Source organism: Paraburkholderia phymatum STM815, from assembly GCF_000020045.1.
GTDB lineage: Bacteria > Pseudomonadota > Gammaproteobacteria > Burkholderiales > Burkholderiaceae > Paraburkholderia > Paraburkholderia phymatum.
Genome location: NC_010622.1, coordinates 2362303 through 2383464 on the forward strand (window position 1 = coordinate 2362303; position 21162 = coordinate 2383464).

Sequence of the window (21162 nt, forward strand, 5' to 3'; positions counted from 1 at the left end):
GCGGCGTTCCACGGTAAGATTTCCTGTTGCAACGTGGACACCGCAGATGACGTGAGCACCCGGCCGCCTATGCGGCTCACCGCGGCCTCGCGCCGCGTCATCATTTCCTCGACCTCGGCGCGCGTGCGCCTCGAAGCGAAGGCTCGACATGACTACTGCACTCGATCAACTCAAGCAATACACCACGGTCGTCGCGGACACCGGCGACTTCCAGCAACTCGCGCAGTACAAGCCGCAGGACGCGACGACGAATCCGTCGCTGGTCCTGAAGGCCGTGCAGAAGGACGAATACAAGCCGCTGCTCGAAAAGACCGTGCGCGATCACGCATCGAAGCCCGTCGGCTCGATCATCGACAACCTGCTGATCGCCTTCGGCACGGAAATCCTGAAGATCGTCCCGGGCCGCGTGTCGACGGAAGTCGACGCCCGCCTGTCGTTCGACACGAAGGCATCGATCGACAAGGCCCACGAACTCATCAAGATGTATGACGCGCAAGGCATCGGCCGCGAGCGCGTGCTGATCAAGCTGGCGTCGACGTGGGAAGGCATCCGCGCCGCCGAAGTGCTGCAGAAGGACGGCATCAAGTGCAACATGACCCTGCTGTTCTCGCTGGCGCAAGCCGTCGCCGCCGCTGAAGCGGGCGCGCAGCTAATCTCGCCGTTCGTCGGCCGCATCTACGACTGGTACAAGAAGAACGCGGGCAGCAACTGGGACGAAGCGCGCGACGGCGGCGCGAACGATCCGGGCGTGCAGTCGGTGCGCCGCATCTATGCGTACTACAAGAAGTTCGGCTATCCGACGGAAGTGATGGGCGCGAGCTTCCGTACGACCAGCCAGATTCTCGAACTGGCAGGCTGCGATCTGCTCACGATCAGCCCCGACCTGCTGCAGAAGCTGCACGACAGCAACGACAGGATTGAGCGCAAGCTGTCGCCTGAAGCGAGCAGGAACGCCGATATCGAGCGCGTGCCGACGGACGAAGCGTCATTCCGCTTCCTCGTCAACGACGACGCGATGGCGACCGAGAAGCTCTCCGAAGGCATCCGCGTGTTCGCCGCCGATGCGATCAAGCTCGAAAAGGTGATCGAAGCGCTGCGCTAGGCCGCTTCATTCCATTCGTCGTGTCAAGCGCGCGTGGCCCGCAAAGCCGCGCGCGCTTTTTGTTGGCGCAGGGTCTGTGCTCTACCACCGTCAACACAGTTTCACATTCGACGCGGCAGCGACGACTACAATCGTTGGCACGCGTGCGTTCGGTTTCGCATCGAACGGCGCGTCAACGAAGGAGACATCGATGCAAGTCCAACCCTACCTTTTCTTCAATGGCCGTTGCGAGGAAGCGCTGAAGTTCTACGGCGACAAGCTTGGCGCCGAAGTGATCTTCCAGATGCGCTTCAAGGACGCACCGCCGAATCCGCAGCAACCCATCCGTCCGGGCACCGAAAACAAGATCATGCATTGCACGTTTCGCATCGGTTCGACGGAACTGATGGCGTCGGACGGCAATTGCGACGAAACGCCGGGCACGCACACGGGCTATGGCCTGTCGATCACCGTCGACGATCCGTCGCAGGGCGAAACCACCTTCAACGCGATGGCCGATGGCGGCAACGTCGTGATGCCGTGGCAGCCCACCTTCTGGAGCACGGGCTTCGGCATGGTCGTCGACAGATTCGGCGTGATGTGGATGATCACCAATCCGCATGACGGCGACAAACACCCGAGCTGACGTGGCCATTCGCGGTTAGCGCGCCGCCGCTGCGCGCCCGCCGCCTTCGATGTTCCAGTTCGCCTCCGTGGCCGCCAGCAGTGCGCGCATGCGCTCCACCTGCTCTGCGAAGCGCTGCGCGAGCCACAACGGCCCCTGCAGTTCAGGCGCCGTTTCTTTGTCCTGTGTCGCCGTTGGTTGACAAGCCAGGGACACCGGTGACGCCGCCGCATCCGGCATACGGAAATGCGTGGTGCCCGCGAAGCGCAACGCACGCGCAGCGCCGAGCAGCGTCATGCGGACCGGTCCCGTCTCGTCCCCGCAGCGCTGCGCGAATGCATCGCATCGTTGCGCATGCGCGAGCGTACCCGTCGACAGCATTTCGAGCGCGCTCAGCATCGAACGATGCAGGCGCTGGATATCGTCGAGCTTCGCGATGGGCAGATCGATTTCCTTCGCGACCGACGGCATCAGCGAACGCAGCTGCACGAGCCGCTTGCCCATGCGGATGAACGCGGCAACCTGCTCGTCTGCGCCTATCGGCACGCCCGTCATCATCCGCGTATAGGTGCGCGCGCATTCGCGCAGATTGTCGGCAAGCAGATAGCGCCACGAATAGGTCGCGTGCAGCGGCAGCGCGAACGAAAACGCCAGCGCGATCACGATGCCGATCAGCACGTTCAGCGTGCGCCACAGGCCCGTGTCGATCATGTTGTCGCCGTGTCCCGCGACGATGCACATCGTGATGGCCGTCAACAGCGCGACGTAGCCGGCGCTGCCGATCGCAAACCATGCGCAGATCGCCGCGATCACCGACATCAGCACATAGGTCACCGTCAGCGAATTGAACAGGTTCTGCTGCAGGATCAGCGCGAGACCGAGCGCGGCGCCGAGCAGCGTGCCCGCGGCGCGCTCGGCCGCCTTCTTGCGGATGTTGCCGTGATGCTGCAAGCCGCCGATCACCACCAGCAGCGTGACCGACGACCAGATGCCGTGCGGAATGTCGATGCCCGTGGTCGCGAGAATCGACACGAGCATCGCGAGGCCCACGCGCAGGCTGTGGAAAAACTTCGCGTGGCGATAGCGGTAATACGGGGACGTCACGGCGCGCACCAGGCGGCCGATGCGCGTGCGGCGCGACGCGAGACGTGCAGTGACGGCGTCCTTCGTCTCCGGCGGCGCGCCCGGAAGGCGCTCGCGTGGCGGATTGGGTGGCGGATCGGCGAGAGTCATCGGGGACCCCACGTGGGTTCGGCGCACATGCGCGAGCGAGCATGCAGACACAGACACCACCGGAGCATAAACGAAAAAGCCCGCAGCATCCGCTGCGGGCTTCGTGTGCGACGGGCGAATCAGGCCGCGCGATCAGGCTTCATGCACATCCAGGTAGTCTTCCGGACGCGTGCGGTCTTCGGCGTGCTTCATGCCGAATGCACGCACCAGCAGGCTGGCCACGACCGACACCACGAGGTTGACGATCAGCGACCAGACAGCCGCGTAACCCGGAATGGCAAGGCCGCCGATGTGAATCGTATAGATCGAGCCCGCCAGTTTCAGCGAGATCGCCATCCACGTGCCGACGGCGATGCCCACCGCCCAGCCGAGCAGCAGCCCGCGATAGTCGAGCACGCGCGTGTAGAGGCCGAGCACGATTGCGGGCAGCGTCTGGATGATCCAGATGCCGCCGAGCAGCTGCAACTGGATCGCATATGTCAGCGGCAAACCGAGAATGAACGCGACGGCGCCAACCTTCACGATCAGCGACACGAGTTTGGCAATGTTCGTCTCCTGCTCGTGCGTCATGTTGCGGTTCACGAACTCCTTGTGGATGTTGCGCGTGTACAGATTGGCGGCTGCAATCGACATGATCGCCGCGGGCACCAGCGCGCCGATGCCGATCGCCGCGAACGCGACGCCGACGAACCACGACGGGAAGAAGTGCAGAAACAGCGCCGGGACCGCGAAGTTGGGACCGAAGGCCTTGAAATACGGCGCGAACTCCGGCATGTCCTTCACGCCCGCTGCGAGCGCCATGAAGCCGAGCAGCGCGAGCAGACCGAGCACCAGCGAGTAGGCGGGCAGCATCGCCATGTTGCGGCGGATCGTGTTGCCCGACGACGACGACAGGATCGCCGTCACCGAATGCGGATACAGGAACAGCGCGAGCGCCGATCCCACCGCGAGCGTCGCGTAGGCGCTATAGCCGTTCAGGCTCGCGACGTCCGGTGCCTTGAGCAGCAGCTTGGCGGGCGGAACCGCGCCGAAGATGTGGCCGAAGCCGCCCAATTGCGGCGGAATCACGATGATCGCGGCGGCGATCGTGATGTAGATCAGCACGTCCTTCACGACGGCAATCATGGCGGGCGCGCGCAGACCGGAGGTGTACGTGTACGCGGCCAGAATCGCGAACGCGATGATGAGCGGCAGGTCGCCGACGAACCCCTTCGTGTCGAAACCGAGCGCGCCGATCACCACTTCGATACCGACCAGTTGCAACGCGATGTACGGCATCGTCGCGACGATACCCGTCACGGCGATGGCGAGCGCGAGCATGCGGCTGCCGTAGCGTGCGCTGACGAAGTCGGCGGAGGTCACGTAGCCCTGGCGTTTCGCGATGCTCCACAGCTTCGGAAACACGACGAACGCGAACGGATAGATCAGGATCGTATAGGGCAGTGCGAAGAAGCCGGTCGCGCCCGCGCCGAACACGAGCGCCGGGACTGCGACGAAGGTGTAGGCGGTGTACAGGTCGCCGCCCAGCAGGAACCAGGTGACGACCGTGCCGAAGCGCCGGCCGCCGAGGCCCCACTCTTCCAGATGCGCGAGATCGCCGCGACGCCAGTGCGCGGCGATGAAGCCGAGAATCGTGACGCCGATGAAGAACAGAACGAAGACGAAGGTTGCGGTGGCGTTCATCGTGCGCCTCCCTTCGGGGTCTTCGTCTTGAAGTACACGAGCGCCGTGATCACCGCGCTGATCAGCACCCACAGGAGCTGATACCAGTAGAAGAACGGGAAATCGAACAGCTGCGGTTCGACCTTGTTGTAGGACGGCACCCAGATCATCGCGATCCAGGGTAGCAGCAACAGCCATAGCCAGTGCTTGCTGGCCTTGTTGGCGGCGGCGTCGTGAGCCATGACGTCTCCTCTTTCCTTTTATTGAATTGTGTCCCGCGGCTGGCGGGCTCATGGACCCCGCTGCGGATAGCAGCGTGGGCGCCCCGAAAGCATCGAAAGAGTATCGGAGGGGCGAACAACCGGTCAAGCAGGGCTGACCCTAGACGCAACGGTGTTGTCAATAGGCGAAACGTCGCACATTGTGAGACCGGACACGCGTGCGGACGCGTCCGCTGTTGCGTTGAAAAGCGCGTCGCGATGCCGGCTGATTGGAAGAGTGGGAAGGGTCGCCGCCCGGGCGAACCGGGCATGGCGGTTGCGCGGGCGCACTGGCATTGCACCCGCGCGGGGCTGACTGGAATGACGCGCGCGCTGTGAAGCGCGACAAGCCGATGCGCGTCAGATCGCGAACGTGCCCGTGTGGCCCGTCGATTCCTGCAGGCCCTTGATCCACTTGCGCGCGGGCAATTTGAGCTGCGCCTCGATCAGCTTCGCGCGCTCCAGCAACCGCGCGAAAGGCACGTCGATGGCGGGGCCCGAGAATGCGATCGCGATGCGATTGCCGTCGTGCACTTCGGGCAGCGCGACGACGCGTCCGTCGAACGCTTCGTTCAATCGCTTCATGTTTCGCACGAAGCTGGGATGATCGCCGAACAGGTTGACGGTGACGACGCCCGCTTGCGTCAGACACGCACGCGCCGCGCGATAGAACGCGACGCTGTCGAGCACCGGGCCGCGCGCGGTCGCATCGTAGAGATCGATCTGCAACGCGCCGACGGTGCCGTGATTCGCGCGGTCGTTCACGAACTCCCAGGCGTCGGTTTCGCGCACGGTGAGGCGTGCGTCGTCGGCGGGCAGACTGAACATCGTGCGCGCGGCGATCACCACGGCGGGATTCAGTTCGACCGCTTCGACCTGTGCGCGCTTCAGGAAGCGGTGCGCGAACTTCGTCAGCGAGCCGGTGCCGAGGCCGAGTTGCACGATGCGCTTCGGCGTTTCGAGGAACAGCAGCCATGCCATCATCTGCTGTGCGTATTCGAGTTCGATGTGATCGGGCTTCGACAGACGCATCGCGCCTTGCACCCATTCCGTGCCGAAATGCAGATAGCGCACGCCGCCCTCTTCCGAGAACGTGACAGGCGCGAAACGCGGCTTGCGCGGCGCTTCGATCAGCGACGCCCTGGCGGCGACGCTGACATCATCTTCGTCGCGGGCAGCGCGGGTTTTCGCGCGCGAGATGGTCTGCTTGGAGGCTGAGGTGGGATCGCTGCGGAAAGCACGCGCCTCGGCGGAAGCGCGCTTGATCAGTTTCGTCATGTAAGGATGTCGCGCCACAGGCGCAATTTTTGGTCGAACGAGAGGATAGCATTGGCGGGGCTGGAGGACGGCAGGACCAGGGTCTGGTAGCCTGCCGCAGCGATGATTGGCGCAAAGCGCCCCGCCGTCTTGCCGTTAAAGCAGACTTTCTTCAGCAGCGGCGCGTATTCGCGAAACGACGCGAAATCGTTCGGCGTCGCATTGCGGATCGCGGCGTCGAGGCTGCCCTCGCGCGTGCACGCCGCCAGAACGTCCCACACGCCGAGGCCGTGCCTCAGCACGCGCTCGAGGCGCGTCGGGTAATCGAGTTCGGGCAGCGGCTCGCCGATCACTGCACCAAGCAGGCGCCAGAACTGGTTGCGCGGATGCGCGTAGTACTGCGTCGCCGTGAGCGACGCTTCGCCGGGAAAGCTGCCGAGTATCAGCGTATGCGTGCTCTCGGCTACGACGGGTGGAAAGCCGCGCAGCATCAGCGTGCGTCTCCTTGTTTGCCGGTGCCCTTCGCGTCGCGCCGCGCGTTGACATCGGCGCGCGATGCCGTGTGACCGAGTGCCTGACCATGATCGCGCGGCAACGGATGCTGGACACGCTCACGCTCGTCATGGCGCGTCGCGAGATGGGTCCACAACGCGGGCAGCATGACTTCCGTCACCATCAACGGCTCGCCGTAGCGCTCGAACACCGAGCGTCGCGCGAACAGTGCGTGGGGCTGCGCATCCTCCATGTCGCGCGAAGCGATCCCGTACAACGGATGCCGCGCCGTTACGCGACGGCTCACTAGCGACGAGCGCGACACGCTGCTATCGCTGTACAGCAGTTCGGCGAGCGGCCGCGTGCGCAAGCGCCGCATCGCCTGCCAGACGCCCGTGCTTGCCGCGAGCGGCACGATGCTGTGCGCGGCGACGTACGGCCTGCCGCCCACCGACAACACCACTTCGCGCACCCACACGGGCGTGCGCGGCGCGCTGCCGAGCGCGGCATATTCGTCGTTGAACGGCAAGTCGACGGCCTCACGCGTCACGCGCACCGCGACGGCGCCGAGCGTACGCAAATGCGCCGTCAGCGAACCGCCGCGCGTGAGCCAGTCTTTCTGATCGGGCGAGAAACCTGGAAGGGGCGCGACGCGCCAGTGCGCGTCGGCAGCATCGAAACGGATAGGCATGGTCCGCATTATAGGGGGCGCGGAAAACGCGGGCCTTTCGCGCGGATGGGCCGCGGACTTTTGCGGAACTGTCGGCTGTGTGTTTCAGGCATGTCCGCATCCGGCGTCCAGGGCAACCGGCGAACATGGAGCGCGAGCGCACGACGCTCGACTCTTCAACCACCGCCAGGAGCCTCCATTGATCGCCAACGACAAATCAACCTCGGACCGCATCGCACATCTCGCCGCCATCGTGCTACGACGCGCCAGCGCGTCGACAACCGAAAAGGAACTCGCGGGTTCGGCGCTCGCGCAGCATCACAGCCGCAAACAGACGAGCGTCGCGATCGGCAAGCTCGCCGCGCATGTGCTCGCGGATCGTCACGCGTGTGCGGAAGCGAAAGAGCTGGCGGGTTCGGTGCTTGCGCAGGTACGTCAGCACGGACACGCATCGCCGGTGCGCTGACTTCGCGCGGCCGGCGTAGCAGGCAAAAAAATGCGCTGCCGAAGCAGCGCATTTTTACCATCCCGGACGGGTTATCGACGCAAACACATCAGCGCGCCAGCAACAGCGCATTGGTCCGCTTCACGAAGCTTGCCGGATCTTCCAGCGAGCCGCCTTCCGCGAGCAGCGCCTGGTCGAACAACAGATGGCACCAGTCGTCGAAATGCGCGTTGTCGGTGCTGAGGCTCTTGACCAGCGCGTGTTCCGGGTTCACTTCGAGAATCGGATGGAAGGTCGGCGCGTTCTGGCCGGCCGCCTTCAGCATGCGCTGCAGGTAGCCGCTCATGTCGCCCTCGTCGGCGACGAGACACGACGGCGAGTCCGTCAGGCGGAAAGTCAGGCGCACGTCCTTCGCCTTGTCCTTGAGCGCTTCCTTCATGCGCTCGACCAGCGGCTTCAGTTCTTCGCTGACCTTTTCCTGCGCCTGTTTTTCTTCATCGTTCAACTGACCCAGATCGAGGTCGCCGCGCGCGACGCTTTGCAGCGGCTTGCCGTCGAACTCGTTCAGGAACGACAGCATCCATTCGTCGACGCGATCCGTCAGCAGCAGCACTTCGACGCCCTTCTTGCGGAACACTTCGAGGTGCGGGCTGTTCTTCGCGGCCTGGTACGTATCCGCCGTGACGTAGTAAATCTTCGACTGCTCGGGCTTCATGCGCGCGACGTAGTCCGCCAGCGACACGTTCTGTTCGGACGAGTCGTTGTGCGTCGACGCGAAACGGGCGAGCTTGGCGATGCGTTCCTTGTTCGCGAAGTCTTCGCCGATGCCCTCCTTCAGCACCTGCCCGAATTCCTTCCAGAAGGTCGCGTACTTTTCTTTGCCTTCGGCTTCTTCCGTGTTCGCCAGCTCTTCAAGCATCGACAGCGCGCGCTTGGTCACGCCTTCGCGGATCGCCTTCACGTCGCGGCTTTCCTGAAGCAGTTCGCGCGACACGTTCAGCGGCAGATCCGCCGAATCGACCACGCCCTTCACAAAGCGCAGATACGTGGGCAGCAATTGCTCGGCGTCGTCCATGATGAAGACGCGCTTCACGTACAGCTTCAGGCCGCCGCGATGATCGCGGTTCCACATGTCGAACGGCGCATGTGCCGGCACGTACAGCAGCTGCGTGTACTCGCTGCGGCCTTCGACGCGGTTATGCGTCCACGTCAGCGGATCCTGATGATCGTGCGACAGGTGTTGATAGAACTGCTTGTACTGCTCATCCGTGATGTCGCTCTTCGCCCGCGTCCACAGCGCGCTCGCCTGGTTGACGGTCTCGTCTTCGTCCTTCGCGACCATCTCGCTCTTTTCCGCGTCCCACTCCTCCTTCTGCATCAGGATGGGCAGCGCGACGTGATCCGAATACTTCTGGATGATCGACTTGAGCTTGTAGGTGGACAGCAGTTCGTCTTCGTCGGCGCGCAGATGCAGTGTGATGGTCGTGCCACGCTGCGCGCGCTCGATCGTTTCAACCGAGAAGTCGCCCTCGCCCGCGCTCACCCAGCGCACGCCTTCCGCTGCGGGCAGGCCCGCCCGGCGCGTCTCCACCGTGATCTTGTCCGCGACGATGAAGCCCGAGTAGAAGCCGACGCCGAACTGGCCGATCAGCGCCGCGTCTTTTTGCTGGTCGCCGGAGAGCTTGCCGAAGAATTCCTTCGTGCCGGAGCGCGCGATCGTGCCGAGGTTGGCGACCGCCTCGTCGCGGCTCATGCCGATGCCGTTGTCGTCGATGGTGATGGTGCGGGCGTTCTTGTCGAACGACACGCGAATGCGCAGGTTCGGGTCGTTTTCATACAGCGCGCTATTTTCGATCGCTTCGAAGCGCAGCTTGTCGGCCGCGTCCGATGCGTTCGAAATCAGTTCGCGCAGGAAGATTTCCTTGTTGCTGTACAGCGAATGAATCATCAGATGCAGAAGCTGTTTCACTTCCGCCTGGAAGCTCATGGTTTCTTGTGCCATGGTCAGTGTTCCTCTTCTATTGCAGGTTGATTCGGGGTACGAGGCTGAATGCATCTGTACGGACAGCGCGCGCTACAGACGATGCGCTGTTAAATGGGGGCGCGCGCCACGGATTCAAGAGGTCTATGAAGCCCGCCGGGCAACGCCGTCCAGATAGCGGCACAGGAATGCCGGCAGCGCTGGATCGCCGCAATTCGCGACATTGAAGCGCATCCACGTGGTGGGCGACTGCTGCGGCGAGAACAGGCTTCCCGGTGTCAGCAAAAAGCCTTCCTCATGGCCGGCCGCCGCGAGCGCATCGGCATCGACGCCCGTGTCCGCCCACACGAACATGCCCGCCGCCGGCGTCTGGAACATCCGCAGCCCCGTTTTTTCGAGCATCCTCACCGATTTGTCGCGCACCGTATCGAGCCGCGCGCGCAGCCGCTCGACGTGCCGCCGGTAGTGCCCTTCCGTCAGGATCTTGTAGAGCACGCGCTCGTTCAGCTCGGGCGTGGTCATGCCGACCAGCATTTTCTGGTCCGTGACGGCCTTCGCCACGTCGGGCGACGACGCGATGAAACCGACCCGCAGATTCGCCGCGAGCGTCTTCGAGAAGCTGCCCAGATAGATCACGCGCTTGAGCTGATCGAGGCTCGCGAGGCGCGTCGCGGGAAAGCCCGGCGGGCAAAGGTCGCCGTAGATATCGTCTTCCACGACGATGAAATCGTATTCTTCCGCGAGCCGCAGGATGCGAAACGCCTGCGCCGCCGTCAAAGACGTGCCCGTCGGGTTTTGCAGCACGGAATTGATCACGAGCATTTTCGGCCGCCACGTCTGCACAAGCGTTTCCAGCGCGTCGAGATCGGGGCCGTCCGGCGTGTATGGCATGCCGACGAGCCGCGCACCTTGCGACGCAAAGCGCCCGAACATCTGGAACCACGCCGGATCGCCGACGATCACCGTGTCGCCTGGCTGCACATAGAGCCGCGCAATCAGGTCGATGGCCTGGGTGATGCCCGACACGAGCACGATCTGTTCTGGCGACGCGCCGATTTCCAGTTCCTCGAGCCGCGTCTGCAGTTGCTGGCGCAGCGGCAAAAACCCTTGCGGCGTACCGAAACCGAGCATCTGTGCGCCGCTTTGCCGGCCGAGGGTGCGCAGCGCGCCCGTAATCAGCTCGCCGTCCAGCCAGCGCGACGGCAGATAGCCGAGGCCGGGCCCGCGCTCGGGCCGCGTCGATGTGTGGAGCATGTTGCGCAACAGCCAGACGACGTCGATCGTGCTGGGCGCGGGTGCGGCATCGGCCGCCTCGTGGGTCGAGAGACGGCGCTCGACGGGCGGCGGACCGCCCGCCAGCCGCTCGCGCACGTAAAAGCCCGAGCCGCGCCGCGAATCCAGATAGCCCTGCGCGACCAGCCGCTCGTACGCCTCGACGACCGTAAAGCGCGACACGCCCTTGTCGAGCGCGAGCTTGCGGATCGACGGCATGCGCATGCCGGGACGGAACACGCGCTCCTCAATGCGGCGGCGCGCCCACTGCACGAGCTGATCGACAAGCGTGAGCGCCGAGGCGTGGTGAGGAGCGGGAATCAGGTCGAGCGGGACGGACATGGCGGACTCCAGCAGTGTGCAGCATGGGCGACGTCGGCTCGGGCGCACGGCAAGGTAACCGGCTGTGTCCCGGATGCGGACAGAAGTCCATCAGACGACAGGGCAACTGTACCGAACAGTATCGCAGCGATTGTACCGTTACTGTGCCGGTCACTGTCGGTACATTTCATTTCAGATTCAGCAATTCCCAGGTATCGACGACCTGCTTGCCCGCGCCACCCGATCGCGGCGCGAAGCTCGCTGACACCGGCCATACGGTACTGCGCGTGGCCGGGCCGCAAGCCGAACGGTTATTCTTACGGATTGACCCTGGCCGACTCGCGCGCAACCGACCGTTACCCGCCGCCGCGCCCTCAGCGAACGACCGCCCTCTTGCCGCCATGACAGCACACACGCTTCGACTCGACCACCTCGTTGTTTCCGCCCGCACGCTCGACGAGGGCACGCAATACGTCGCGGATACGCTCGGCGTCGCGCCTTCGGGCGGCGGCGCGCATCCGTCGATGCGCACGCACAACCGGCTGCTAAACCTGTGGGGCGGCGCGTATCTGGAAGTGATCGCGATCGATCCGGGCGCCGGCGAGCCCGCGAACGCCCGTGCGCGTCTTTTCGCGCTCGACGATCCCGCGACGCGCGCGCGCCTGGAAAGCGGGCCGTATCTGTCGCATTGGGTCGCGCGCGTGGAACGGCCGAAGAATCTGGCGCTGTGGCAACAGCAGTATCCCGCGCGCATTTCGACCGTCGTACCGATGACGCGCGGCGATTTCACGTGGAGCCTGACGGTGGCCAACGACGGCGCGTTTCCCGCGTGGCAAGGGGCCGGGGGGCGGCGTGGTGCCGTCGCTGATCCAGTGGGACTCGACGCGCCATCCGTCCCACGTGCTGCCGGAAACAGGCCTCGCGCTGAAAGCGCTGAAAGGCTGGCATCCGCAAGCGGACATCGTCGCGCAGCAGTTGCAATGGCTCGGCGCCGCGCAACTGATCGCGCTGGAAAATACGGACGGCGCGCCTGCCCTCGCCGCCGACATCGAAACCCCGAGCGGGCTGCGCACGCTCAGATAGATCAAGCACCACATGGAGAACCAGAAGCAATGAAGCGCGAAACCCAAGGCATGCTGCTCGGCCTGATCGGCGTAATGATCTTCAGTCTGACGCTGCCGATGACCCGCATCGTCGTCGCCGAATTCAGCCCGCTGCTGAACGGCCTGGGCCGCGCGCTCGCCGCTTCCGTTCCCGCTGCGATATTGCTCGCCATCCGCCGTGAAAGGCGGCCCACGTGGCCGCAGATCAAGAGTCTCGCCGTCGTGTCGCTCGGCGTGATCATCGCGTTTCCGGTGTTTTCCGCGTGGGCGATGAAGAGCGTCCCCGCGTCGCACGGCGCCGTCGTCAACGGCTTGCAGCCGCTGTGCGTCGCCATCTACGCCGCGTGGCTGTCGCACGAACGGCCGTCGAGGGCATTCTGGGCGAGCGCCGTCGCGGGCAGCGCAATCGTCGTCGCGTTCGCGCTGCAGGCGGGCGGCGGCGCGTTCCAGGCGGGCGACCTGTTGATGCTCGTCGCGGTCGGAATCGGCGCACTCGGCTATGCAGAAGGCGCACGGCTCGCGCGGCAGATCGGCGGCTGGCAGGTGATCTGCTGGGCGCTCGTCGTGTCGGCGCCGTTTCTGCTCGTGCCCGTCGCGTGGCTCGGCTGGGAGCAGCACGCCGCCCATCCCGGCCCCGTCGCGCTGAAAACCTGGCTCGCGTTCGGCTACGTCACATTGTTCTCGCAGTTCATCGGCTTTTTCGCGTGGTATGCGGGCCTGGCAATGGGCGGCATCGCGCGGGTCGGCCAGGTGCAGCTGCTGCAGATTTTCTTCACGATGGCGTTCTCCGCGCTGTTCTTCGGCGAGAACGTCACGCCTGTCACGTGGGTTTTCGCGGCTGCCGTGATCGCCACCGTGATGCTGGGCCGCAAGGCCACCGTACATACGGCCGTACGGCCGGTTCGCGCCGCCTGACGAGTTCGCGCGATAATCCCTGTTTTTGACCGACCACCTGATCCTGCTACACCGACGAGGAGACCATGAATCAAAGCGACCTCAATGCCCCGACCTGGCAATTGTCCGAACGCGCTCGCAAGCTGACCAGCTCGGCGATCCGCGAAATCCTGAAGGTCACCGAGCGGCCCGAGGTCATTTCGTTCGCGGGCGGTCTGCCGTCGCCGGCCACTTTCCCGGCCGAGGAAATGCGCGCCGCCAGCGACCGCATCCTGCGCGACTCGCCCGCTGCCGCGCTCCAGTACAGCGCGACGGAAGGCTATCTTCCATTGCGCGAATGGGTTGCGCAGCGCTATTCGGCGAATGGCGCGCAGATCCGTCCTTCGCAGGTGCTGATCACCACCGGCTCGCAGCAGGCGCTCGATCTGCTCGGCAAGGTGCTCGTCTGCCCGCAAAGCCCGGTGCTGGTCGAAACGCCGACGTATCTCGGCGCGCTGCAGTCGTTCTCGATGTACGAGCCGCACTACGTGCAGGTGCCGACCGACGATAGCGGCCTGATTCCCGAAGGCCTCACGCCCGAACTGACGAAGGGTGCGCGCCTGCTGTACGCGCAGCCGAACTTCCAGAATCCGACGGGACGCCGCCTGCCCGTCGAGCGCCGCCGCGCGCTCGCCGAATTCGCGAAGTCGGCGCCGTTCCCGGTGCTGGAAGACGATCCATACGGCGCGCTCGACTACAAGGGAGAACCGCTGCCGACCATGCTGTCGATGGCGCCCGATCACATCGTGCATCTCGGCTCGTTCTCGAAAGTGCTCGCGCCGGGTCTGCGCATCGGCTACATCATTGCGCCCGAAGAACTGCACTTCAAGCTCGTGCAGGCCAAGCAGGCAACCGACCTGCACACGCCGAGCTTCACGCAGCGCATCGTGCACGAAGTCGTGAAGGACGGCTTCCTCGATACGCATGTGCCGAAGATCCGCGCGCTGTATCGCGACCAGTGCGAAGCGATGCTCGGCTCGCTCGAGCGCTACATGCCCGAAGGCGTGACATGGAACCGACCAGAAGGCGGCATGTTCATCTGGGTATCGCTGCCGAAGCACATCGACTCGATGAAGCTGCTCGAAGAAGCCGTCGCGCAGAATGTGGCGTTCGTGCCGGGCGGTCCGTTCTTCGCCAACCAGGCACAGCACAATACGCTGCGCCTGTCGTTCGTGACCGTGCCGCCCGCAAAAATCGACGAAGGCGTGGCGCGCCTCGCGCAACTCATCCGCGCACGCGTTTGAGACATGCCGTAGGATGCGCAACACGCATCGCTGACATCGTGCGCGCCGCCGGCATCTGTTTGGCTGCGCGCACGCTGAACCACTCTTTCCATTCATCGACGAGGACACGTCATGGCTCAATCGAATGTGTATGACAGGCTGAAGGAACTGGGCATCGAACTGCCCGTCGCGGGCGCGCCCGCGGCCGCTTACGTGATGAGCGCGCAAAGCGGCAACACGGTCTATCTGTCCGGCCACATCGCGAAGAAGGACGGCAAGGTGTGGGCAGGCAAGCTCGGCGACAACCTGAGCACGGAAGAAGGCAAGGCCGCCGCGCGCTCGATCGCGATCGATCTGCTCGCCACGCTCCACGCACATGTCGGCGACCTGAATCGCGTGACGCGGGTCGTCAAGCTGATGAGCCTCGTGAACTCGACGCTCGATTTCACGGAGCAGCACATCGTGACCAACGGCGCATCGGAACTGATCGCCGATGTGTTCGGCGAGTGCGGCAAGCACGCACGATCGGCATTCGGCGTCGCGCAGATTCCGCTCGGCGCATGCGTCGAGATCGAACTGATCGCCGAAGTTCAATAAGCGTCAGCGATCCGCGTGCAAGTGTTCGTCGCGAACACTTTCGTCGAGCGCGAATACGACGCCAACACGCCGTCGATGATGTGAAAGCGTTATCGGCGGCGTTTTTCATGGGCGTGTGGATCATGCCGCGCGTCAACCCCCGCTCAGCCGTCGAACAGGAACGAAAACGATGCAAGGGAAAACCGTTCGCTTCAAACAGGTCGACGTGTTCACGTCGGTGCCGTTCAAAGGCAATCCCCTCGCGCTGATCTTCGATGCGGACGCACTCGATACCGAACAGATGCAGGCCATCGCGCACTGGACGAATCTGTCGGAGACCGCGTTCATGCTAAAGCCGACCGACCCGTCGGCGGATTATCGCGTGCGCATCTTCACGACGCACGGCGAGTTGCCCTTCGCCGGCCATCCGACACTCGGGACGGCGCACGCGTGGCGCGAAGCAGGCAATCGGCCGAAGCAGCCCGGCCGCCTCGTGCAGCAATGCGCAGCGGGCCTGATCGAACTGGAGCAAGACGATAGCCGCGCCGGCGTATGGTCGTTCGCCGCGCCGCCTGCGCGCGTCACGCCGCTCGCCGAAACCGAATACGCCGCGCTTGCACTGGCGCTGCATAGCGATGCAATCGATTACACAGCCCAGCCGTGCGGCGTCGACAATGGTCCGCAATGGCTCGTCGTCCGCATGAAATCGGCAGCGGCATGCCTCGCGCTCGATCCCGATTCAGCCGCGCTTGCACGTGTCGTGCAGACCGTGGGGGCACGCGGCCTCGCCGCCTATGGCCCGCATGACGCGAACGGACCCGCGAACTATGAATTGCGCTGTCTGATGCTGGGCGGTGGCCTCGGCATCGGGGAAGACCCGGTGACAGGCAGCGCTAACGCCGCGCTCGCCAACCTGCTGACCATGCAGAATGCGCGGCCCGGCATGCAATACACGGTACGCCAGGGCACGGCGCTCGGCCGCGCGGGCGACGTCTACGTGCGCTACGACGACGCGGCGGACAAGACGTGGATTGGCGGTGCATCGCTGACTGTCGTTGACGGCGCGTTCCGCCTGCCCTGAACCGGCGAGCGCGATGACCTTGAATGCGTGAGACGGGATTGACATGTGCGCGTCACCTGGATGTTCTAAAAATCCGTCCGATGCGCACACATACAATCTTGCAACCCGTTTCGCAAGCCGATGACAACGCGGCCATTCATGCAGACTGCATGAATGGCCGCGTTGTCAAGATGGCTGTCCCACTTCCATTCCGGCGACGCTGCGCGCCCACGGTTTTCGACGACTCCCTTCAAACGCACGGGGGGCGTGCCTGTGCGGGCAGCGCGAGGCGTCCGCTCCGGCATCGGTTGCATGCCCGCGAGGGCAGGCGTATACCCGATGCGCGAGCCCTTCCTTAATTATTGCCCATTCAGTAATATCAAAACGTTACCGATGACCAACGGGTGGTCTGGCACGCCACCACGCCATTGCTTCCACCCGGCGCTTGCGGCGTATCAATTCGTCCAAACAGCCGGTTGCTTTAACATTCGCGCAGTCAACAGAAACGCACACACCGCCAAGCAAGCATAGCCGCAAGGCACAGGGTCACGGTCCAGCCGATGAATCAGTTCCGCCTCTCTTCCGCGCGCGACGTCAGGCACCGCCTCGATCCGGCGGGAACGCGCCGGCGCGCGCTGCTCGCGATTCCCGCGCTCGGCGTGCTGGTGCTCGTGCTGCTTTGGACGGTGATCTTCGCGCGGCTCTCGGTTGAAAAAGACACGACGTATCGCGAGGCGATGGCCTCGGCGGCCATTTTGTCCGCGGCACTCGAACAGCACACGGTGAAGGCGATTCACCAGGTCGACCAGATCACGCGCTTCGTCAAATTCGAGTTCGAGAAAACGCCGGGCCATTTCGATCTCGCGAGCACGGTCGAAAAAGGCGTCGTGCAAAGCGAGACGCTCGTCCAGGTGTCGCTGATCGACGAGCACGGCAAGCTGATCGCGAACACGGCGGAGGCAAATCCGAAGCCCATCGACCTGTCCGATCGCGAGCACTTCAAGGTGCACGAGCACGAGAACGACGACCAGCTCTTCATCAGCAAGCCCGTGCTCGGCCGAGTGTCCGGCCACTGGACTTTGCAGATGACGCGCCGACTGAATCATCCCGACGGTTCGTTCGCGGGCGTCGTGGTCGTATCGGAAGACCCGAGCTATTTCACCAGCGACTTCTATAACAACGCGGCCATCGGCCGCGACGGCGTGATCGCCGTGATCTCGGATAGCGGCGCCGTGCTCGCGCGCCGTACTGGCAACTCCGATCACACCCAGGGCGTATTCACGGCGACGGGTGTCTATCCCACTTCGGAGCACGTGTCGGGCACCTATGTGGATTCGATCGACAACGTGACGCGCATCGTGTCGTACCGGCATATCGACGGCTATCCGCTCGGCGTGCTCGTCGGCCTGTCGCAGGCCGAAGAATTCGCGGACTACAACCACACCCGCAACGTCTATCTGCTGATGGCGAGCTTTATCTCGCTCGCGATGCTCGGTTTCTTCGCCGTCGCCACCGGGCTGATCGGCAAGCTGCTCGGACGCGAGCGCGAGATGACGCATCTCGTCGAATTCGATCTGCTCACGGGGTTGCGCAACCGCTACTCGACCTTGCAGAGTCTGCGTCACGAGGTAGGACAACCGGTGAACGTCGGGCATCTCGCGATCCTCTTCATCGACCTCGACAACTTCAAGACCGTCAACGACACGCTCGGCCATAACGCCGGCGACATCGTGCTGCAAATGACGGCCTCGCGTCTCGCGGATGCAGTCGCCGACGCAGGCGCGCTGTCGCGCATCGGTGGCGACGAGTTCGTCGTCGTGATCAAGGGCGACGACGTCGAGAAGCGCGCGGTGACGCTCGCGGAAGCGATCATCGACGTATTCGCAAAGCCGTTCGAAGTGCGCGGCAGTTCGTTCGTACTGCATGCGAGCATCGGCATCGCGCTCTACTCGGTCGCGAACGAAAGCGAAATCGACCTGCTGAAAAAAGCCGACCTCGCGATGTACAGCGCCAAGGACGCAGGCAAGAACTGCTATCAGTTCTACTCACCGCATCTGTCGCATCGCGCGGACCATCTGATGAAGTGGGAGCAGCAGTTGCGTGTCGCGCTGGCCGACCAGCAGCTGTTCCTCGCCTATCAGCCGAAGATCGACCTCGCGCGCCGCTGCATCACCGGCTTCGAAGCGCTGGTGCGCTGGAACCATCCGCAGCATGGCCTGATTCCCGCGAACGAGTTCATCCCTGTCGCCGAATCCACGGGTCTGATCGTCCCCATCGGCGATTTCGTGATCCGCACGGCGTGCCGGCAGCTTGCGCAGTGGCAGCAACAGGGTTACGACACCCTGTCACTCGCCGTGAATATTTCGGCGGTACAGTTCTGGCGCGGCGATCTTTACGAAACGATTTCGCACGCAATCGAGGAAACGGGCATCGCCGCGCGCCGCCTCGAGCTCGAGATCACCGAGACGGCGATGATGGAGTACCCGGATCTCGTCTCCGAAAAGATCTTCGCGCTGAAGCGGCTCGGCGTGCGCATCGCGCTCGACGACTTCGGCACCGGCTATTCGTCGCTGTCGTACCTGAACCGCTTCTCGGTGGATACGCTGAAGGTCGACCGCTCGTTCGTGCAGGCCATTCCCGGCGACCGCAGCGTCTGCGTAATGGTGACGGCCATCGTCAACCTCGCGCGCTCGCTGGGGCTGACGGTCGTGGTCGAAGGCACGGAGACGGAAGAACAGATCGCGTGGCTTGCCGCACTCGGCCATATCGAGGCGCAAGGTTTCCTGTTTTCGCGGCCCGTGCCCGCCGAGGGTATTCCCGCGCTGCTCGAACGCTTCGGCGTGTGCGGCACGCACGGTGCGCATCTCACGCATCGCGGCGACGCCGTCAGCACCAGCGATGCCGCGAGCACCAGCACGAGCAACGAATCGGTCTGAGCGCAGCACGCAGCAAGCGTCAGTGGATGCAACGCGTCGGCCGGAAGAATGAACGGTAGCAACGCAATTCGGGCGTATCCGCTCGAGCGCGCATGACCCCAGCGCGCGCTGTCGCGGCGATCGACAACGCGCGCCGCATAAGAATCTAGCCCAACAGGTGTTCGCATGCGGCCAGCCCGGCCTATGACGGCGCTTCACGCGCCGGCAGCAGATGAAGTCACACGATGCAACGAGCGCGAGCCGCTCTGGACGCTGTTTCGCGTCGTATTTGGATTATCCGCGCTTTCGTGGGGCGGACTCGCGCTGATGGCGCAACTCGAGAACCACTACGTCGAACGCGAGGAACGCCTGACGCGCCTCGCGTTCTCCGACATCGTCGCGCTGGCTTGGATGGTGCCCGGGCCTGTCGGCTGCAATGTCGCGGTGCAGCTCGGCCACGTGCTGCGCGGACGTGCGGGCGCGTGGATCGCGGGCATCGCGAGCGTGCTTCCCTTCTTCATGCTGATGACGGCGTTCGCGGTCTTCTACCGCACGCCGCTCGTACGCGAAGTCGCATCGCAGACCTTGCTCAACCATTTCAGCGTCGTGCTCGCGACGCTGATCGGCGTCACCTGGTACAAGCAGACGCGCTCGCTCGTGCGCGGCCGGCTCGAATGGACGGCGGCCGTGCTCGGCAGCATTGCGCTGATAGGCGCACATACGCCCGCGGCCTATATCGGTATTCTCGGCGCGGCGTTCATGTCGGGGTGGGTGCGCAGCGACGCGCGCGGCGCACGCCTCTCGACCACCTTGAGCGCGGGCGACTGGCGGCTCCTGATCGGCCTGTGCGTGCTGCTGCTGATCTTCGCGCTGCCGTTGCCACATCGCTATGAACTCGCGCTATTGTGGCCGCGGCTAGCGGGCGCGGGATTGACACTGTTCGGCGGCGGCTTCTCCGCGCTGCCGGTGTTGAAAACGCTGTTCGTCGCGCCCGCTATCGGTGTGACGAACAACGAGTTCACGCTGGCGTTTTCACTGTCACCGCTGTCGCCGGGGCCGCTGCTGAACGTGGTGCCGTTCTTCGGCTATCTCGTCGACGGCTGGCGCGGTGCAATGATTGCGACGATCGCGCTCTTCGTGCCGTCGGGCTGCCTCGTCGTGCTTGCGCAGCGCCACCTGCATCAGTTGAAGATGAACCCGCGTTTCGAGCACGGCATGCGTGTGCTGCGCGCGGTGACGACGGCGTTTCTCGCCGTCGCCGTGCTGCGAATCGTGCGCAATGTACCGTTCGAACCGGCCTATCTCGTGACGGCCCTCTTTGCCGGCGTGTGCTTCGCGAAGCTGAAGCTGCCCGTGTACGCGGTGTATGGGACGGTCGCCGTCGCGTGCGGCGTGTGGTTGTTCTTTGGGCACGTGCGGTGATCAAACGTTGCCCGCAGGCTGGCCGCCAATGTACAAGCGCCGCATTTGCGGGGCTTTCGTTTGGAACGCAGCGTGCGCTCAGAATCCGCGCGACATCGCCGCCACGCCTATCGTCACGATACCGAGCACGAGATTGACGACGACGAGACGCCGCACCGTCGCCACGGCGCGCGCGCCATCGGGCCATTTCTGCGCCTGCACCGCACGACGGATGCGCGGAAACACCGCGAACCGAATATGCCCGAAAATCAGCATCATGATGATGCCGATGCCCGCCATCGCGTGGAGCTGCCACGTCGCGTGACCGCCGCCGAATTGCATCAGCAGGAAACCGCCCGTCAGCAGAATGACGAGCACGGACACGCCGACCCAGTTGAAGAAGCGGCCAAATACCGACTCCCACAGCGGCAGCCGCAATTGCGGCGAGAGGTCCTCGAGTGCCGGGCGCAGGCAGAAATGCGCGAATATCATGCCGCCGATCCACACGGCGACGCCCAGCAGATGCAGAAAGAGCGCGACTTCAATCGCCTTGTTCATAGTTGTTTTCCATTCCCGATGTAGCGCGCTGTCGTGACGTCCAGTCGACAAGCCCAGCACTGACATATGTCAATGACCGCGTTCGACCAGCCAC

At 64.2% G+C, this 21162-nt stretch carries 18 protein-coding genes and 1 pseudogene; 10 read left to right on the plus strand and 9 right to left on the minus strand.

The features are described 5' to 3' along the window. Positions 1-148: 148 nt before the first annotated feature. Both tal and BPHY_RS10720 read left to right on the plus strand, forming a co-directional pair. Positions 149-1102 (plus strand): transaldolase, encoded by a 954-nt coding sequence (tal, locus tag BPHY_RS10715; protein WP_012401488.1) that lies wholly within the window; start codon positions 149-151, stop codon positions 1100-1102. Between the two features lie 190 nt (positions 1103-1292). Then, positions 1293-1727 carry a VOC family protein gene (locus BPHY_RS10720; protein WP_012401489.1) on the plus strand — a complete coding sequence of 145 codons (435 nt, stop codon included), beginning with the start codon at positions 1293-1295 and terminating at the stop codon, positions 1725-1727. A gap of 15 nt (positions 1728-1742) precedes the next feature. Here BPHY_RS10720 and BPHY_RS10725 read toward each other — a convergent pair whose 3' ends face one another. The 6 genes from BPHY_RS10725 to BPHY_RS10750 form a co-directional block, all read right to left on the minus strand. Then, positions 1743-2939 carry an FUSC family protein gene (locus BPHY_RS10725; protein WP_012401490.1) on the minus strand — a complete coding sequence of 399 codons (1197 nt, stop codon included), beginning with the start codon at positions 2937-2939 and terminating at the stop codon, positions 1743-1745. A 132-nt stretch (positions 2940-3071) separates the two neighbouring features. After that, entirely contained in the window at positions 3072-4622 is a 1551-nt protein-coding gene (gene mctP / locus BPHY_RS10730) for a monocarboxylate uptake permease MctP (RefSeq protein WP_012401491.1), read from the minus strand. Next, positions 4619-4843, minus strand: coding sequence for a DUF3311 domain-containing protein (locus BPHY_RS10735; protein WP_012401492.1), 225 nt, complete (start codon positions 4841-4843; stop codon positions 4619-4621). Before BPHY_RS10735 ends, mctP begins: the two co-directional genes overlap by 4 nt. Positions 4844-5221: 378 nt before the next feature. Next, on the minus strand, positions 5222-6139 hold the full coding sequence (locus BPHY_RS10740) for a class I SAM-dependent methyltransferase (RefSeq protein ID WP_012401493.1): 918 nt from the start codon (positions 6137-6139) through the stop codon (positions 5222-5224). Then, on the minus strand, positions 6136-6609 hold the full coding sequence (locus BPHY_RS10745; protein WP_012401494.1) for a DNA-deoxyinosine glycosylase: 474 nt from the start codon (positions 6607-6609) through the stop codon (positions 6136-6138). Before BPHY_RS10745 ends, BPHY_RS10740 begins: the two co-directional genes overlap by 4 nt. Continuing rightward, positions 6609-7301, minus strand: coding sequence for a chorismate--pyruvate lyase family protein (locus tag BPHY_RS10750; protein ID WP_012401495.1), 693 nt, complete (start codon positions 7299-7301; stop codon positions 6609-6611). The genes BPHY_RS10745 and BPHY_RS10750 overlap by 1 nt, the downstream gene beginning before the upstream one ends. Before the next feature lie 178 nt (positions 7302-7479). On the opposite strand from BPHY_RS10750, the gene BPHY_RS10755 reads away from it, so the two are divergent. Next, the gene (locus BPHY_RS10755) at positions 7480-7746 is read left to right on the plus strand and encodes a hypothetical protein (protein WP_012401496.1); all 267 of its coding nucleotides are present in this window, start codon (positions 7480-7482) and stop codon (positions 7744-7746) included. A gap of 88 nt (positions 7747-7834) precedes the next feature. On the opposite strand, the gene htpG is transcribed toward BPHY_RS10755, so the two are convergent. Further along, complete coding sequence (htpG, locus tag BPHY_RS10760; protein ID WP_012401497.1) at positions 7835-9727, minus strand: molecular chaperone HtpG; 1893 nt, start codon at positions 9725-9727, stop codon at positions 7835-7837. Between the two features lie 123 nt (positions 9728-9850). Then, a complete protein-coding gene (locus BPHY_RS10765; protein WP_012401498.1) occupies positions 9851-11320 on the minus strand; it encodes an aminotransferase-like domain-containing protein in 1470 nt (489 codons plus the stop codon). A 380-nt stretch (positions 11321-11700) separates the two neighbouring features. Between BPHY_RS10765 and BPHY_RS39390 the strand changes: the two are divergent. The 7 genes and pseudogenes from BPHY_RS39390 to BPHY_RS10795 all read left to right on the plus strand — a co-directional run bounded on the left by BPHY_RS39390 (position 11701) and on the right by BPHY_RS10795 (position 20531). After that, a pseudogene (locus tag BPHY_RS39390) lies at positions 11701-12382 on the plus strand (VOC family protein). A gap of 29 nt (positions 12383-12411) precedes the next feature. After that, positions 12412-13317, plus strand: coding sequence for a DMT family transporter (locus BPHY_RS10770; protein ID WP_012401499.1), 906 nt, complete (start codon positions 12412-12414; stop codon positions 13315-13317). A 65-nt stretch (positions 13318-13382) separates the two neighbouring features. After that, on the plus strand, positions 13383-14579 hold the full coding sequence (locus tag BPHY_RS10775; RefSeq protein ID WP_012401500.1) for an aminotransferase-like domain-containing protein: 1197 nt from the start codon (positions 13383-13385) through the stop codon (positions 14577-14579). Positions 14580-14690: 111 nt separating this feature from the next. Next, a complete protein-coding gene (locus BPHY_RS10780; protein ID WP_012401501.1) occupies positions 14691-15155 on the plus strand; it encodes a RidA family protein in 465 nt (154 codons plus the stop codon). A 169-nt stretch (positions 15156-15324) separates the two neighbouring features. After that, on the plus strand, positions 15325-16215 hold the full coding sequence (locus tag BPHY_RS10785) for a PhzF family phenazine biosynthesis protein (RefSeq protein ID WP_012401502.1): 891 nt from the start codon (positions 15325-15327) through the stop codon (positions 16213-16215). A 539-nt stretch (positions 16216-16754) separates the two neighbouring features. Beyond that, positions 16755-19130, plus strand: a complete 2376-nt coding sequence (locus BPHY_RS10790; protein WP_012401503.1) for a bifunctional diguanylate cyclase/phosphodiesterase — start codon at positions 16755-16757, stop codon at positions 19128-19130. A 183-nt stretch (positions 19131-19313) separates the two neighbouring features. Then, on the plus strand, positions 19314-20531 hold the full coding sequence (locus BPHY_RS10795) for a chromate transporter (protein WP_041763543.1): 1218 nt from the start codon (positions 19314-19316) through the stop codon (positions 20529-20531). 78 nt (positions 20532-20609) lie between these two features. Here BPHY_RS10795 and BPHY_RS10800 read toward each other — a convergent pair whose 3' ends face one another. Beyond that, positions 20610-21068, minus strand: coding sequence for a CopD family protein (locus BPHY_RS10800; RefSeq protein ID WP_012401505.1), 459 nt, complete (start codon positions 21066-21068; stop codon positions 20610-20612). Positions 21069-21162: the final 94 nt, after the last annotated feature.